The following is a 14,772-nucleotide window of genomic DNA, read 5'->3' as shown; positions in this document are numbered from 1 at the left end:
ACCTTAGGTTAGGGCTTCAGAATCCCGCGAGGCGCGCATGTCCGACACCCCCGAGCAAGGCTATCAGGTTCTTGCCCGCAAATACCGCCCCCAGACTTTTGCCGATCTGATCGGACAAGAGGCCATGGTGCGCACGTTGAAGAACGCCTTCGCCGCCGACCGCATCGCCCATGCCTTCGTGATGACCGGGGTGCGCGGGGTGGGCAAGACCACCACGGCGCGCATCATTGCCAAGGGGCTGAACTGCATCGGCCCCGATGGTCAGGGCAGCCCGACCACCGAACCCTGCGGCCTGTGCGACCAGTGCAAATCCATTGCCGAAGGCCGCCACGTCGATGTGATGGAGATGGATGCCGCATCGCGCACAGGCGTGGGTGACATCCGCGAAATCATTGAATCCGTTCACTATCGCGCCGCCTCGGCCCGCTACAAGATCTATATCATCGACGAAGTTCACATGCTGTCGACCAGCGCCTTCAACGCGCTGCTGAAGACGCTCGAAGAACCGCCCGCCCATGTGAAATTCATCTTTGCCACCACCGAAATCCGCAAGGTGCCGGTGACGGTCCTGTCGCGCTGCCAGCGCTTTGATCTGAAGCGGATCGAACCCGAGGTGATGATGAGCCACCTTGCCCGCGTTGCCGGGCTGGAGGGCGCAAGTCTGGCGCAGGATGCGCTGGCGCTGATCACACGGGCCGCCGAAGGCTCGGTCCGCGATGCGATGAGCCTGATGGATCAGGCGATTGCGCATGGGGCGGGCGAAACCACGGCGATGCAGGTCCGCGCAATGCTCGGTCTGGCGGATCGCGGCCGCACGCTCGATCTGTTCGACATGGTGATGCGGGGGGCTGCTGCCGAAGCGCTTGCGGAACTGTCGGCGCAATATTCCGACGGGGCCGACCCGATGGCGGTGCTGCGCGATCTGGCCGAGATCACGCATTGGATTTCGGTCATCAAGATCACGCCCGAAGCGGCGGAAGATCCGACCACGCCGCCCGATGAACGCGCGCGTGGCCTTGATATGGCACAGCGCCTGCCGATGCGGGTGCTGACCCGCATGTGGCAGATGCTGCTGAAAGCCATCGAAGAGGTGGCGCTGGCCCCCAATGCGATGATGGCCGCCGAAATGGCGGTGATCCGCCTGACCCATGTGGCCGATCTGCCCGACCCCGAGGCGCTGGTGCGCCGCCTGCAATCCGGCCCGCCGCCGGTGCATCCGGGCGGCGGCGGCGGTGCCCCGGCAGGTGGGGGCGGAGGCATGGTTCACGCCGCAGCCCGGCTGATGGCCCCGGCGCGCAGCCCGGTGATGGGCGCCACGATGAGCGGGGCCGCCACAGCGCTCGCCCTCGCCGAGGGTGGGCTGGCGCTTTACGCGACCTTTGATCATGTGATTGATCTCATTCGTGAAAAGCGCGACATGACACTGCTGTTCTCGGTCGAGGCCTGTCTGCGCCTTGCCCGCTACAGCCCAGGCCGGATCGAGTTTGAACCCACGCCCGATGCACCCTCTGATCTGGCAGCGACGCTGGCGGCGCGGTTGCAGAACTGGACCGGCGCGCGCTGGGGCGTTTCGGTCGTCGGCAGCGGCGGCGCGCCGACCATTGCCGAAAGCCGCGACAGCGAGCGTCTGGCTGCCGAGGCCGAAGCCTTGCAAAACCCGCTGGTGCAGGCCGTTCTCGCGGCCTTTCCCAGCGCGAAGATCACCGAGATCCGCACCCCCGAGGCCATGCTGCAGGAAGCCGCCGTGCAGGCCCTGCCCGAGGTCGAGGACGAGTGGGATCCCTTCGAAGACAGCTAAGAGGAACAGAACATGCTCAAAGGCTTAGGCGGGCTTGGCGATATGGCCAAGATGATGAAGACCGCGCAGGACATGCAGGTCAAGATGGCGCAGATGCAGGAAGATCTGGCGCAGATCGTGGTGATTGGCGAAAGCGGCGCGGGTCTGGTGAAGGCACGCTGCACGGCCAAGGGCGAAGTGACCGGGCTGGATATCGACCCATCGATCCTGATCCCGTCGGAAAAGGAAGTGATCGAGGATCTGATCATCGCCGCCCTGAAAGATGCGCAGGCCAAAGCCGCCACGCGCAGCCAGCAGGAACTGGCCCGGCTGACCGAAGGTCTGGGCCTGCCTGCGGATTTCAAACTGCCGTTCTGAATGGGCCACGCGCGCGATATCGAGGATCTGATTGATCTGATGGCCCGGCTGCCCGGCCTCGGGCCACGCTCGGCCCGGCGGGCGGTGCTGATGCTGCTCAAGAAACGCGGGCCGCTGATGGCACCGCTGGCACAGGCCATGGCGCATGTGGCGCTGACCGCCAAGGATTGCACACGCTGCGGCAATATCGGCACCACCGACATCTGCCCGATCTGCGCCGATGACCGCCGCGCCACCGGCGAGATCTGCGTGGTGGAGGATGTGGCCGATCTTTGGGCGATGGAGCGGACCGGCGCGTTCAAGGGCCGCTATCATGTGCTGGGCGGCACCCTGTCGGCGCTGGATGCCGTGGGGCCAGAGGATCTGCGCATTCCACGCCTGGTCGCCCGTGTGGCCGAAGAGGGGCTGCGCGAGGTGATCCTTGCGCTCAATCTCACCGTCGATGGCCAGACCACCGCGCATTACATCGCGGATGTGCTGGAAGGCAGCGGCGTGCAGGTCACATCGCTGGCACAGGGCGTGCCGGTGGGCGGCGAGTTGGACTATCTCGACGATGGCACGATCGGGGCGGCGCTCCGGGCCAGAAAGCGGTTCTGAACCGTCCCGGTTCGGGCGGACCGCACCATAGGGAGGCAGATGTGATCACCAAGGCAAGCCGGATCGCGGCGCAGCTGCGCGGGCAGGACAATCTCTATGGCGCGCTGCGCGCTGCCAGCGCCGGGCTGAGCGAGGCGGAGGCCGACACGCTGCTGCCCGCGATTCTGGCCGATCTGGGCGATGCGCCCGAGGCGGCGCGGCTGCGTGCCGTGGATCAGGCGCTGCTGGTCTGCATCCTGCGAGCCGGGGCGGGCTGGCCCGCCACCCGCAACGCCGTGGCCCTGCGCCGCTATCTGGCACAGGCCGACGTGGCCCCGATGTTTTCCCCGGCCATTGCCGACAGCCGCCACATGCCACTGCTGACTGCGCAGATGCCCGACATGCCCGCCTATTCCGATCCGGCCTTTGATACGTGGTTCGCGGCCCAGGGCGCGGATTACGGCCTCGGCCCCTATGGCGAAAAGCGCAGCGTCTACCGCGCTGCACAATTCGCCGACAGTGCCAGCCCCGAGCGGCGGATGATCCATCAGGGCATTGATGTCTTTGCCCCGGCAGGCACCCCGGTCAGCGCCCCCCTGCCCGGCCGAGTGGCCCATGTCACCTATAACGCCGATCCGCTGGATTACGGCCACACGCTCATCCTCGAACACCGGGCAGAGGCGGCACCGTTCTGGACCCTCTATGGCCATCTCGGGGCCAGCCTGCCCCGGCTGTGCGCGCTGGGGGATACGGTCGCGCCGGGACAGGTGATTGCCCATCTGGGCGACTGGCCGGAAAACGGCGGCTGGGCGCCGCATCTGCATTTTCAGATCATGTCGGATATGTTGCAGCAGACAAACGGCAATTTCTTTGGCGTCGGCCATGAAAGCCTGTGGGACATCTGGCAACAGATCTGCCCAGATCCGAACCTGATCCTGCGCCTGCCAGACGGCGCTTTCGGCTGAAAGGCCCGGGGGTTTCCCCCCCGGACCCCCAGGATATTTGCACCAAGATGAAGGGTCAGGCGTGCCGCGCGCGGTGGCCGATCTGATAGTAATTGCCGGTGCGGGTTTCCAGATAGGGTTTCAGCGGAATGTCCTCCTGCTTGAGGAAGCCCTGCTGCGGCAGGGCCCCGGCCCGCACCATCTCGATCACGCCCACGACCGAGGCCGAGGTGGTCCAGGCAATTGCCGTGCGGGATTTGCCACCGATTTCAATCGGGTAATAGCTGCGCACGAATTCCTTGCGGCGCAATTGCCCGCCGGTCTTGCCCTCGGCGGCGACGTGGACATAGACCACATCCTCATCCACCGGCGGTTTCGCGTTGGTCAGGATGCGCCCGGCCTCGGCTCGGTTTTCGCGCATCAACAGCTCGTGGAAGAAGAAGTTCATCAGCTGCACATGGCCCGGATATCGCATGGTCTTGTAATCGAGGTTCTCGATCTTGCCCAAATAGGTTTCGCACATGGTGCCAAGTCCGCCCGAAGTGGTGAAGGCCTCAAGCTGCATACCGTCGATATAGATGGCTTCGGTCCATTCCATCGCCGAGACGGTTTTCAGCACGCCTTCTTCGATCACCTCGCAATCGTTCAGATATTCGTTCACCACGCCTTCGGGCGACCAGTTGAACGCATAGCCCAGCAGGCCCGTCGGGTTCTGCGGCAGCGCGCCGACGCGCAGCTTGATCGACCGCACGCTGTCAAACTGGTTTGCCAGATCGGCGGCGACGATGCCGACGAAACCGGGCGCGAGACCGCATTGCGGCGCCATCAGCCCTTTGGAGGTCTTGGCCAGTTCGCGGATATGTTTGGTGGTGGGCACATCTTCGGTCAGATCGAAGTAATGCAGGCCCAGCCCATGCGCCACGGTCGAGACTCCGATATTCAGGTGATAGGGCAGGCAGGACAGCACTGCCTCCTGGCCTTTCAACACCTCGGCCAGCCCTGCGGTATCGGTCAGATCGACCACTTTGGTGGCAAAGGGCGCATCTGTAACCGGGCGGGCATCAATGCCGGTGACGGTAAAGCCGCTTTCGGCCAGCAGTTCCGCTGCCAGATGGCCCACCTTGCCCAGGCCCAGAACTGCGATCTTGTTGAATGACATGGCGTTTTCCTTCTTCGTCCTGCCCGGTCCGGGCTGTCTGTCGAAGAGGAGTGTCGCTTGCAGAGATGGCGATTTCTCTGGTTATTCCTGCGGTAATGTAGCGATTTCTCGTCATATTGACGAAGTGGCGGGCAAATTGCCCGCCACTTCCGGTTCTGATCAGAAGTCGAACTTCACGCCCTGTGCCAGAGGCAGTTGGGCGGAATAGTTGATCGTATTGGTCTGGCGGCGCATATAGCCCTTCCACGCATCCGAGCCGCTTTCGCGCCCGCCGCCGGTTTCCTTCTCGCCGCCGAAGGCTCCGCCGATCTCGGCCCCCGAGGGGCCGATATTGACGTTTGCAATCCCGCAATCCGATCCCGCAGCCGACAGGAAGGCCTCGGCTTCGCGCAGGTTCAGCGTGAAGATGCAGGACGACAGGCCCTGCGGAACATCATTCTGGATCGCCACGGCCTCGTCAAACGTGTCATAGCCCAGAACATAGAGGATCGGGGCGAAGGTTTCTTCGCGCACCGTCTCGGTCTGTTCCGGCATCTCGACCAGCGCCGGGGTGACATAGGCCCCGCCCGCCACGCCTTCGATCGCGGCACCGCCATGCACGACGCCGCCTTCGGCGCGGGCCTTGTCAAGCTGCGCCAGCATCCGGTCGCGTGCACCCTGATCGACCAGCGGCCCGATCAGCGTGCCCGCCTTGCGCGGATCCCCGATCGGCAGCGAGGCATAGGCCTTGGCCAGCTTGGCCACCAGATCGGCGCGGATCGAATTATGCGCGATCAGACGGCGCAGCGAGGTGCAGCGCTGCCCGGCGGTGCCGACCGCCGAAAACACGATGGCGCGCACCGCCATATCCAGATCGGCCGAGGGGGCCACGATCATCGCATTGTTGCCGCCGAGTTCCAGAATCGGGCGGCCCCAGCGGGCGGCGACCTTCGGGCCGACGATGCTGCCCATCCGGGTGGAGCCGGTGGCCGACAGGATCGGCACATCCTTGGAGGCGACCAGCGCCTCGCCCACGGCCGGGCCGCCGATCACCAGCTGGCACAGCCCGTCCGGCGCATCGCCAAAGCGGGCCAGCGCGCGGTCCATGATCTTCATCGAGGCAATCGCGGTCAGCGGGGTTTTTTCCGACGGTTTCCAGATCACCGGATCACCGCAGACCAGCGCCAGCGCCGCGTTCCACGACCAGACCGCAACCGGGAAGTTGAAGGCGCTGATCACGCCGCAGGGCCCCATCGGGTGCCAGGTTTCCATCATCCGGTGGCCGGGGCGCTCCGAGGCGATGGTCAGGCCATAGATCTGCCGCGACAGGCCCACGGCGAAGTCGCAGATGTCGATCATCTCCTGCACTTCGCCAAGCCCTTCGGAGGTGATCTTGCCCGCCTCCAGCGTCACCAGCGCGCCAAGTTCGGCCTTGGCGGCGCGCAGCTCTTCGCCCAGCAGGCGCACAAGCTCGCCGCGACGCGGAGCCGGAACCGTGCGCCAAGTTTTGAACGCCGCCTGCGATTTGGCGATGATGGCGGGCATGTCGGCGGCGGGCGTTTCATGCACATCGGCCAGCAGCGCGCCGTCGATGGGCGAACGCACGGCAAGCGTGCCGCCGGTCAGTTCGGCGGCGGTCAGGCCAGCGGCCTTGAGAATGTCGGCGTGAGTCATGTCAGTCTCCCTTGGTGACGGTGCGGCGCTGGTCATCCATACCCATGGAGACCAGCAGCGGGGCCGCGTTCTGGTTGTTCTGGAAATCGGTCTTGGAGCGCATCCCCCGCCAATCCGCAAGGATCAGCGATTGCGCAACGGCCCCGCCCAGCGTGGTGCCGGGGCCGGTGATGATGAACAGATCCGGCGCGAATTCGCGTGCGGCATGGGTGATGGCCTTGGTGAAATCATAAGATTGCACCACCTGATGATCCAGCGTGTAATCCCACAGCTTGTGGGTATCCACTGCTCCGGGCCACCAGATATGGCCACGCCCGTCGATCAACGGCAGATCGGGCTGGCCAAACAGCGCGGGCGACAGCCGCGCCCGGCCCGCCTCGGCCACCGGGGCCTGCAAGGCGGTATGGAAGGCCGCATGATTGGCCAGCCGCATCGGAAACCGCCCCTGCACAACCGGAACGGCGGCCTCGAAGGCTTTCAGACCGGCCTCGTCGCCCGCCAGAACCAGCATCCCGCCAAGGTCGATCGACAGGGCGAGCCGCTGGCCCGGCGCGTCGATCCGTGCCACCAGCGCCAGAAGCTCGGCCTTGTGCGCGGGGTTTGGCTGCCAGTTTTCATCCACGAACGGATAGATCAGCTGCCCGCCAATCAACCGCTCCTGCATCAAGGTGCCCATGGTATTGACCACCTCGAACCCGGCTTCGGCGGTCAAGGCCCCGGCGCAGGCCAGCGCCGAATACCAGCCCATCGAATTGCCGGTGACGGCCACCACCTCCACCCCGTCGAGGGCGCGGAAATCCGCGAGCGTGCTGGCATAGATCAGAGCGCTGGCATTGTCGCCGCGCGTGTGTTTCGACACCGAATAGGTGGCGGCCCCGTCCAGCGCGGTCAGCGTTTCCTGCCCGGCACTGGCGCGGCGGGTGTCGAAATCGGCCATCAGAGCGGCATCCTTGAAATGCCGTTTCAGATAGCCGAGTTCGGTCTTGGTATAGGTGCCCCGGCCGGGGCAGATGACAACGGCGGTTTTCTTGGCGGTCATTGCATCATCTCCTTGGCGGCGGCCACGATGCTGTCCCGCGAGGGCATGGTGGCGGCATAGGCCGGGCCGGTGGCAATAAAGCTGTCCTCGGCGGTGATGCGGGCGAGTTTGACGCCCGGACAGGCCTCATGGAAATGCGCCATGAAGGCCTCGGCCAGACCGCCGGTGTGGCGGGTTTCATCGACGATCAGGATGCGCTTGGCCCCCTGCACCGCTGCGGTCAGCGCCGCCTTCGGCAAGGGCGACAGCCAGCGCGTGTCGATGATGCGGGTCTTGATACCCGCCTCGCGCAGCAGCGGCTCGGCCTGATGGCTCAGATAGGTGCCATTGCCGAAGGTGACAATCGCCAGATCATCGCCCGCGCCCTGCACACCCACCTCGCCATAAGGGATCACCTCGCTGCGGTCGGGATAGCGGGTCATCCAGCCGCCATCCTTGTCGCCATGCAGATCGCGCATCGGATAGAGCGCAATGGGTTCCAGGAACACCACCAGCCGCTGCTCCTCACGCGCCAGCCGCACGCATTCACGCAGCATCCGCGCGGCATCGGCCCCGTTCGACGGGCAGGCAAGGATCAGCCCCGGAATGTCGCGCAGCACCGCCACCGAATTGTCATTGTGGAAATGCCCGCCAAAGCCCTTCTGATACCCCAGTCCCGCAATACGCAGCACCATCGGGTTGGTATATTGGCCATTGGAGAAGAAGGGCAGCGTCGCCGCCTCGCCGCGCAGCTGATCCTCGGCATTGTGCAGATAGGCAAGGAACTGGATCTCGGGCATCGGCACAAAGCCGTTCTGCGCCATGCCGATGGCAAGGCCCAGAATCGACTGTTCATCCAGCAGCGTGTCGATCATCCGGTCGGGGCCAAAGCGGGTGTGAAGCTTCTGCGTCACGCCATAGACGCCGCCCTTGCGGCCCACATCCTCGCCCATCATCACGATTTCGCGGTGATCCAGCATCAGATCGGTCAGCGCCCAGTTGATGATGCGCGACATGATCTGCGGATCGTTCATCTGCTTCATGTCACTGCCGAACACCGCCTCGCGGGCCTCGGCGCTGGGTCCGTTGGTGGCGCGGCAGGCGCGTTTGGGCGGAATGATCGAGGCCATGACGCCTTCTGCCGTGGTCAGGCGCGGACGAGTGACGGCCTGCCCGGCGATGCGGGCCACACGCGCATTGGTGTCGGTATAGACGGCCAGCGCCGCTTCGGGCGTCATCGCCCCCGATTCTGCCATTTGCCGCACCATATGCAGCAGCGGGTCTTGCGCCTCTTCGGCCTCCACCTCTTCGCGCGGCAGATAGGTGGTGGGCATATCGGCCCCGGCATGGCCATACAGGCGGATGGTGCGGATATGCAGGAAGGCGGGCTTGCGCCGCGTCCGCACATAATGCGCCGCCTCTTGCGCCGTCGCATAGGCATCAAAGATGTCCAGCCCGTCACAGGCAAAGTATTTCAGGCCGGGGCGCGTACTGAAGGTGGCACCGATCCAGCCCTTTGGCGTCTTGGTGGAAATGCCGATGCCATTATCCTCGCAGCAGAACAGCAAAGGCAGCGGGATCGACTGATAGCTGGTCCATTGCGCAGTGTTGAACGCCCCCTGCGCGGTGGAGTGGTTGGCCGAGGCATCGCCAAAGCTGCAATAGACAATCGCATCCTCGGGCAGTTCGGCATGTTCGGGGCGGTGCCGCCGCGCTGCGCCCACCGCATAGGCCGCCCCCACCGCTTTCGGCAGATGCGACGCGATGGTCGAGGTTTGCGGCGGGATGCTCAGCGCCTTTGACCCCAGCACCTTGTGCCGTCCGCCGGAAATCGGATCCTCGCTGGAGGCAGCAAAGGACAACAGCATGTCCCAGGCGATGCTTTGCCCCGGCACCTGCTGGCTGCGCGCGATCTGGAAGGCCGCGTCGCGGTAATGCAGAAAGGCCATGTCGGTCGGGCGCAGGGCAGCGGCGACCGCCGCCAACCCCTCATGCCCCGAGGAGCCGATGGTATAGAACCCCTGCCCGGCCCGCTGCATCACCCGGCTCTGCCGGTCAAGCGCGCGGGACAGACAGGCAGCGCGATAGATTTCCACCGCCTGAAACGACGAAAGCGCCCCCGAAGGGGCGTTGCCATGCGAGAAGTCCCGCGCCGCAACGCGACGCAGGAAATTGTCGTGAACGATGTCGGCGCGATCCATGCCGGGTCTTTTCCCTATCTGTGGTGCAATCTGATCCGATCCCCCGCCAGGGCCGTCTGGCGCCCGGCGGGGGCTGAACCGGATCAGAAGAAAGCTTGCAGGCCGGTGATGGCACGGCCGAGGATCAGCGCATGAACGTCATGCGTGCCCTCATAGGTGTTGACCGTTTCAAGGTTCACCATATGGCGCATGATCTGGAAATCTTCCTGAATGCCGTTCCCGCCGTGCATGTCACGGGAATGGCGGGCGATTTCCAGCGCCTTGCCGCAATTGTTGCGCTTCACGATCGAGATCATCTCGGGCGCGGCATTTGCCTCGTCCAGCAGGCGACCAACGCGCAGGCTGGCTTGCAGGCCAAGGCTGATGTCGGTCATCATATTGGCCAGCTTCAGCTGATAGAGCTGGGTCTGGGCCAGTGGCCGGTTGAACTGCTTGCGGTCCAGACCGTATTGGCGGGCAGCGTGCATGCAGAACTCTGCGGCACCCAGCACACCCCAGCTGATGCCATAACGGGCGCGATTGAGGCAGCCGAACGGGCCTTTCAGGCCTTCGACATTCGGCAGCAGCGCGTCCTCGCCGACCTCGACATCCTTCATCACGATCTCGCCGGTCACCGAAGCGCGGAGGGAGAGCTTTCCACCAATCTTCGGCGCCGAGAGACCTTTCATGCCTTTTTCAAGCACGAAACCGCGAATTTTACCGCCATGTGCCTCGGATTTTGCCCAGACCACGAACACATCCGCAATCGGCGCGTTGGAGATCCACATCTTCGCGCCGTTCAGCACATAACCATTCGCCGTCTTGCGGGCGACGGTCTTCATGCCTGCCGGATCAGAGCCGGCATCGGGTTCGGTCAGCCCGAAACAGCCGATATATTCGCCGCTGGCCAGCTTTGGCAGATATTTCATCCGCTGCTCTTCCGAGCCGTAGGCGTAGATCGGATACATCACGAGGCTGGATTGCACCGACATCATCGAGCGATAGCCGCTGTCGACCCGTTCCACTTCGCGGGCAACCAGACCGTAGGCGACGTAGGACGCGCCGATGCCGCCGTATTCTTCGGGCACGGTGACGCCCAGCAGACCCATCTCGCCCATTTCACGGAAGATCGCCGGGTCGGTGGTTTCTTCGCGGTAAGCCGCCGTCACGCGCGGTTGCAGCTTTTCCTGCGCATAGGCACGGGCCGCATCGCGCAGCATCCGCTCTTCCTCGGTCAGTTGGTCTTCCATGCGGAAGGGGTCTTCCCAATCGAACCGGCCCAGATCGGGGGCGTCTTTCGGTTTCAGTGCCATGCTGTTGCGCCTTTCGGATGCTGTGTTGCATATGTGTATAGGGGATTGTTTCGCCGCTGAATAACGATAGATTGACGTTATTCTATGCTCAAAAGGAATACGAATGGCCACGCCGCGCCGCCTGCTTCCGTCCATCAGCCTGTTGATGGGGTTTGAATCCGTGCTGCGCACCGGCAGCACACTGGCCGCAGCGCAGGATCTGAGCCTGACCCAGGGCGCGGTCAGCCGGTTGATCCAGAACCTTGAGGCGCAATTGGGCGTGCAACTGTTCCGGCGCGAGGGGCGGCGGCTGGTGCCCACCGAAAACGCGCTGGCCTATGGCCGCGATGTGGCCAAGGCGATGGATCTGATCAGCCGGGCGTCGATGCGGGTGCGTTCAAATACCGGGGGGGGCACTTTGGCGCTGTCGATCCTGCCGACCTTCGGCACCCGCTGGCTGGCACCGCGCCTGCCGCGGTTTCTGGCCCAGCACCCGGGGGTGACGATCAATCTTGGCACCCGTCTGCGCCCCTTCGATTTCGCGGAAGAGGGATTCGACGCCGCGATCCATTTTGGCGAGCCGACCTGGCCCGAGGCGGGCTTTGCCAAGCTGTTCGATGAACGTATGGTCGCCTGCTGCGCCCCCGGCTTTCTGGCCAGCCATCCGGTGCGCGGGCCGGGCGATCTGGCAGGGCTGCCGCTGCTGCAACTGGAAACCCGGCCCAATGCCTGGGCGGGGTGGTTCGCGCATCATGGCGTCAGCGCTTCGGTGCCGCTGGGCATGCTGTTCGACCAGTTCGCGCCGATGATCCAGTCGGCCATCTATGGCATGGGCATTGCACTGCTGCCCGAATTCCTGGCCAAGGCCGAACTGGCCGATGGCCGGCTGGTGGATGCCTGGGGCGGGCCAGTGCCCAGCGCCGGCAGCTATTACCTTGTCTGGCCCGGCATCGGCGAGGCCTATCCGCCGCTGGTCGCGTTCCGCGACTGGCTGCTGACGGCGGTGGCAGGCGGCATGGACGAGGAATTGCTGGCCTGGTAATCACGGTCAGACAGAGACGGTGGCGCGCAGGCTGTCCTTGGTCAGGGCGGCCTTGCTGCCCTCCATCGCCACCGCGCCGCGTTTCAGCACATAGAACTGATCCGCAAGATCATAGGCGAATTCGAAATACTGCTCGACCAGCACAATCGCCATACCCCCCCGCCCCTTCAGATAGCTGATCACCCGCCCGATCTGCTGGATGATATTGGGCTGGATGCCTTCGGTGGGTTCATCCAGCAACAAGACCTTGGGCCGCATGATCATTGCCCGCGCGATGGCAAGCTGCTGTTGCTGCCCGCCCGACAGATCGCCGCCACGCCGATGCGCCATGTCTTTCAGCACCGGAAACAGGTCATAGATCTCGGCCGGGATCCTGTGATCGGCTTTCGGCAGCAGGCTGAAGCCGGTTTGCAGGTTTTCCGTCACGGTCAGCAGCGGAAAGATCATGCGCCCCTGCGGCACCACCGCCAGCCCACGTTTGGCCATGGCCTGCGGCGGGCATTTCGGCACCTCCTGCCCGTCGAGCCAGAGCCGCCCGGCCGAGCGTGGATGGGTGCCCGCCATCGCCTTCAGCAACGAGGTCTTGCCAACACCATTGGTGCCCATGATGCAGGTCACAGCGCCCGCCTTCGCCTCCATCGAGATGCCGTGCAGGATCTGCGAGCCGCCGTAATGCAGGGTGAGACCTTCGGTTTTCAGCATGTCATCGCCCCAGATAAACGTCGATCACGTCAGGATTTCTGGTGACGTGATCCAAGGATCCCTCGGCCAGCACCGAGCCTTCGTGCAGCACCGTCACCTTGCAGTTCAGGCGGCGCACAAATTCCATGTCATGTTCCACCACCACCACGGCGCGAGTCTTGGCCATGTCGACCAGCAGCGCGGTGGTGTGTTCGCGTTCGGCCAGTGTCATGCCTGCGGCGGGTTCATCCACCAACAGCAGGCGCGGCTCCTGCGCCAGCAGCATCCCGATTTCCAGCCATTGCTTCTGGCCATGGCTCAGCTCGCCGGATTTGCGGGCCAGTTGATCCCCCAGCCCGACCTCGGCGGCCAAAGCCGCCACCCGGTCCCGATCCGCCTGGGTTTCCTTCCAGAACAGCACACGGAACGGGCCGCGCGCGGCTTTCAGCGCCATGGTCAGGTTTTCGGCCACAGTCTGATCCTCGAACACCGTCGGGCGCTGGAACTTGCGCCCGATCCCGGCGCGGGCGATCTGCGCCTCGGACAAGGACAGCAGCGACACCGGCCGCGCGCCAAAGCGCACCGTGCCCTCGTCCGGGCGGGTCTTGCCGGTGACAATATCCATGAAGGTGGTTTTGCCCGCGCCATTGGGGCCGATGATGGCGCGTAACTCGGCGGCACCGATGGAAAAGCTCAGGTTGTTGATGGCGCGAAAACCATCAAAGCTGACCGAGACGCCCGAAACTTCAAGCAGCGCGCTCATTCCTGTGCCTCCCGTTCCTGAAAGGCACTGTCATCGGGGCCAAGTGGCGCCCCCTTGCGGTCCGGGCTGCGCAGGCCTTGCAGCCAGTCGAACAGCCCGCCGACACCTTTGGGGGCAAACAGGGTGACACAGACAAAGCCAAGCCCCAGCAGCACCAGCCACCAGTCCACCCATTTCAACGTGGCAAAGCCCAGCGGAATATCGGGGATGCGCCCGCCGGTGAACCAGCTGGACAGAAGGGTGACCAGCGCCGCGCCGATCACCGCGCCATACAGCCGCCCGCGTCCGCCGATGGCGACCCAGACCGCCAGATAGATCGAGGCAATCGGGGCCAGCTCTGCCGGGTTGATGATGCCCGCCTGCGGGTAATAGAGCGCGCCCGCAATGGCCGCGATGAGCGCCGTCAGCGTGAACAGGAACAGTTTGTAGCCTTCGACCGAATAGCCCAGAAAGCGCACCCGCTGTTCATCATCCCGTATCGCACGGGTGACAGAGCCGAACTTGCCCGAAACCAGCCAGGCCAGCAGCAGATACCCCAGCCCGAGCGCCAGCGCCGAGGCCCAGAAGAACCAGATCGACAGATCCGCCTGCGGCACCGCGCCCAGACCGGGGATGTTCTGCAACCCCGACAGGCCGTTATTGCCGCGCAGCCCGGAATCGTTCTGGAAAAGATAGAGCGCCAGGGCCAGCGTCATCGCCTGCGTCAGGATCGAGAGGTAAACCCCGGTGACGCGGCTGCGGAAGGCCAGCCAGCCGAACACCAGCGCCAGCGCCCCCGGCACCAGCAGCGTGAGCAGGAGTTGCAGCGGCAAACTATGGGCAAAGGCCCAGATCGGCGGAAAATCCGAAGCGCCTACCACTCCGAAAATCTGCGTGGCGATACCCTGACGGATTTCTTCGGGCGTGGCGGGCAGCGGGCTTTGCGCCAGTGCCGCCACCACGATCTCTTCGGTGCGCGCATACATCAGCCACATGCCGATCATGTAACCGCCCAGCGCGAAAAACGCGAAATGGCCCAGCGACAGGATGCCCGCATACCCCCAGATCAGATCCATCGCCAGCGCGATCAGGCAGAGGCAGAGGGTCTTGCCCAGCGTTTTCACCATTGAGGTGGACAGAAGCGACAGGCCTGTCGCCTCGGACAGCAGCGTCACCATCAGGGTGAACAGCGCAAGGCAGGTCAGGAAAATCAGCACCGAGGGGTTTCTGGCAAGAAAGCTCTGGGTCATTGCGGGTCTCCGGTCGTGGAACCGGGGGCTTGCCCCCGGACCCCCAGGATATTTGGGCCAAGATGAAGGGGCGAAGCGGA

General features: G+C 64.4%; 13 protein-coding genes. 5 read left to right on the top strand and 8 right to left on the bottom strand.

The window, feature by feature from the left end; all coding sequences use genetic code 11:
- Positions 1-37: 37 nt before the first annotated feature.
- Genes KM031_RS12695 through KM031_RS12680 form a run of 4 tightly spaced genes read left to right on the top strand, consistent with a single transcriptional unit; the run spans position 38 to position 3,696 of the window.
- Positions 38-1,798 carry a DNA polymerase III subunit gamma/tau gene (locus KM031_RS12695; RefSeq protein ID WP_215506012.1) on the top strand — a complete coding sequence of 587 codons (1,761 nt, stop codon included), beginning with the start codon at positions 38-40 and terminating at the stop codon, positions 1,796-1,798.
- A gap of 12 nt (positions 1,799-1,810) precedes the next feature.
- Positions 1,811-2,155 carry a YbaB/EbfC family nucleoid-associated protein gene (locus KM031_RS12690; protein WP_215506011.1) on the top strand — a complete coding sequence of 115 codons (345 nt, stop codon included), beginning with the start codon at positions 1,811-1,813 and terminating at the stop codon, positions 2,153-2,155.
- On the top strand, positions 2,156-2,752 hold the full coding sequence (gene recR / locus KM031_RS12685) for a recombination mediator RecR (protein ID WP_215506010.1): 597 nt from the start codon (positions 2,156-2,158) through the stop codon (positions 2,750-2,752). It abuts the gene before it with no gap.
- A gap of 41 nt (positions 2,753-2,793) precedes the next feature.
- Positions 2,794-3,696 carry a peptidoglycan DD-metalloendopeptidase family protein gene (locus tag KM031_RS12680; protein ID WP_215506009.1) on the top strand — a complete coding sequence of 301 codons (903 nt, stop codon included), beginning with the start codon at positions 2,794-2,796 and terminating at the stop codon, positions 3,694-3,696.
- A gap of 55 nt (positions 3,697-3,751) precedes the next feature.
- On the opposite strand, the gene KM031_RS12675 is transcribed toward KM031_RS12680, so the two are convergent.
- The 5 genes from KM031_RS12675 to KM031_RS12655 form a co-directional block, all read right to left on the bottom strand.
- Positions 3,752-4,834, bottom strand: a complete 1,083-nt coding sequence (locus tag KM031_RS12675) for a saccharopine dehydrogenase C-terminal domain-containing protein (protein ID WP_215506008.1) — start codon at positions 4,832-4,834, stop codon at positions 3,752-3,754.
- 159 nt (positions 4,835-4,993) lie between these two features.
- Positions 4,994-6,487, bottom strand: a complete 1,494-nt coding sequence (amaB, locus tag KM031_RS12670; protein ID WP_215506007.1) for an L-piperidine-6-carboxylate dehydrogenase — start codon at positions 6,485-6,487, stop codon at positions 4,994-4,996.
- Between the two features lies 1 nt (position 6,488).
- Positions 6,489-7,526, bottom strand: a complete 1,038-nt coding sequence (locus tag KM031_RS12665; protein WP_215506006.1) for an ACP S-malonyltransferase — start codon at positions 7,524-7,526, stop codon at positions 6,489-6,491.
- Positions 7,523-9,706, bottom strand: a complete 2,184-nt coding sequence (locus KM031_RS12660) for a thiamine pyrophosphate-dependent enzyme (protein WP_215506005.1) — start codon at positions 9,704-9,706, stop codon at positions 7,523-7,525. The genes KM031_RS12665 and KM031_RS12660 overlap by 4 nt, the downstream gene beginning before the upstream one ends.
- 83 nt (positions 9,707-9,789) lie before the next feature.
- Positions 9,790-10,998: an acyl-CoA dehydrogenase gene (locus KM031_RS12655; RefSeq protein ID WP_215506004.1), complete on the bottom strand. Its 1,209-nt coding sequence runs from the start codon at positions 10,996-10,998 to the stop codon at positions 9,790-9,792.
- 103 nt (positions 10,999-11,101) lie between these two features.
- On the opposite strand from KM031_RS12655, the gene KM031_RS12650 reads away from it, so the two are divergent.
- The gene (locus KM031_RS12650) at positions 11,102-12,019 is read left to right on the top strand and encodes a LysR family transcriptional regulator (protein ID WP_215506003.1); all 918 of its coding nucleotides are present in this window, start codon (positions 11,102-11,104) and stop codon (positions 12,017-12,019) included.
- A 6-nt stretch (positions 12,020-12,025) separates the two neighbouring features.
- Here the strand turns inward: KM031_RS12650 and urtE are convergent, their stop codons facing one another.
- Genes urtE through urtC form a run of 3 tightly spaced genes read right to left on the bottom strand, consistent with a single transcriptional unit; the run spans position 12,026 to position 14,692 of the window.
- Positions 12,026-12,721, bottom strand: coding sequence for an urea ABC transporter ATP-binding subunit UrtE (gene urtE, locus KM031_RS12645; RefSeq protein ID WP_215506002.1), 696 nt, complete (start codon positions 12,719-12,721; stop codon positions 12,026-12,028).
- A gap of 1 nt (position 12,722) precedes the next feature.
- Positions 12,723-13,463: an urea ABC transporter ATP-binding protein UrtD gene (urtD, locus tag KM031_RS12640; RefSeq protein WP_215506001.1), complete on the bottom strand. Its 741-nt coding sequence runs from the start codon at positions 13,461-13,463 to the stop codon at positions 12,723-12,725.
- Positions 13,460-14,692 (bottom strand): urea ABC transporter permease subunit UrtC, encoded by a 1,233-nt coding sequence (gene urtC / locus KM031_RS12635; protein ID WP_215506000.1) that lies wholly within the window; start codon positions 14,690-14,692, stop codon positions 13,460-13,462. Before urtC ends, urtD begins: the two co-directional genes overlap by 4 nt.
- Positions 14,693-14,772: the final 80 nt, after the last annotated feature.

It is taken from the genome of Gemmobacter fulvus, from assembly GCF_018798885.1.
Lineage (GTDB): Bacteria > Pseudomonadota > Alphaproteobacteria > Rhodobacterales > Rhodobacteraceae > Gemmobacter > Gemmobacter fulvus.
This window is presented reverse-complemented; position numbering and strand designations above follow the sequence as displayed.

What these genes read in the sequence shown, in the direction of transcription:
- KM031_RS12695 (WP_215506012.1), top strand. Translation starts at nt 38, where the DNA reads ATGTCCGACACCCCCGAGCAAGGCTATCAGGTTCTTGCCCGCAAATAC.
- KM031_RS12690 (WP_215506011.1), top strand. Translation starts at nt 1,811, where the DNA reads ATGCTCAAAGGCTTAGGCGGGCTTGGCGATATGGCCAAGATGATGAAG.
- recR (WP_215506010.1), top strand. Translation starts at nt 2,156, where the DNA reads ATGGGCCACGCGCGCGATATCGAGGATCTGATTGATCTGATGGCCCGG.
- KM031_RS12675 (WP_215506008.1), bottom strand. Translation starts at nt 4,834, where the DNA reads ATGTCATTCAACAAGATCGCAGTTCTGGGCCTGGGCAAGGTGGGCCAT.
- amaB (WP_215506007.1), bottom strand. Translation starts at nt 6,487, where the DNA reads ATGACTCACGCCGACATTCTCAAGGCCGCTGGCCTGACCGCCGCCGAA.
- KM031_RS12665 (WP_215506006.1), bottom strand. Translation starts at nt 7,526, where the DNA reads ATGACCGCCAAGAAAACCGCCGTTGTCATCTGCCCCGGCCGGGGCACC.
- KM031_RS12660 (WP_215506005.1), bottom strand. Translation starts at nt 9,706, where the DNA reads ATGGATCGCGCCGACATCGTTCACGACAATTTCCTGCGTCGCGTTGCG.
- KM031_RS12655 (WP_215506004.1), bottom strand. Translation starts at nt 10,998, where the DNA reads ATGGCACTGAAACCGAAAGACGCCCCCGATCTGGGCCGGTTCGATTGG.
- KM031_RS12650 (WP_215506003.1), top strand. Translation starts at nt 11,102, where the DNA reads ATGGCCACGCCGCGCCGCCTGCTTCCGTCCATCAGCCTGTTGATGGGG.
- urtE (WP_215506002.1), bottom strand. Translation starts at nt 12,721, where the DNA reads ATGCTGAAAACCGAAGGTCTCACCCTGCATTACGGCGGCTCGCAGATC.
- urtD (WP_215506001.1), bottom strand. Translation starts at nt 13,463, where the DNA reads ATGAGCGCGCTGCTTGAAGTTTCGGGCGTCTCGGTCAGCTTTGATGGT.
- urtC (WP_215506000.1), bottom strand. Translation starts at nt 14,692, where the DNA reads ATGACCCAGAGCTTTCTTGCCAGAAACCCCTCGGTGCTGATTTTCCTG.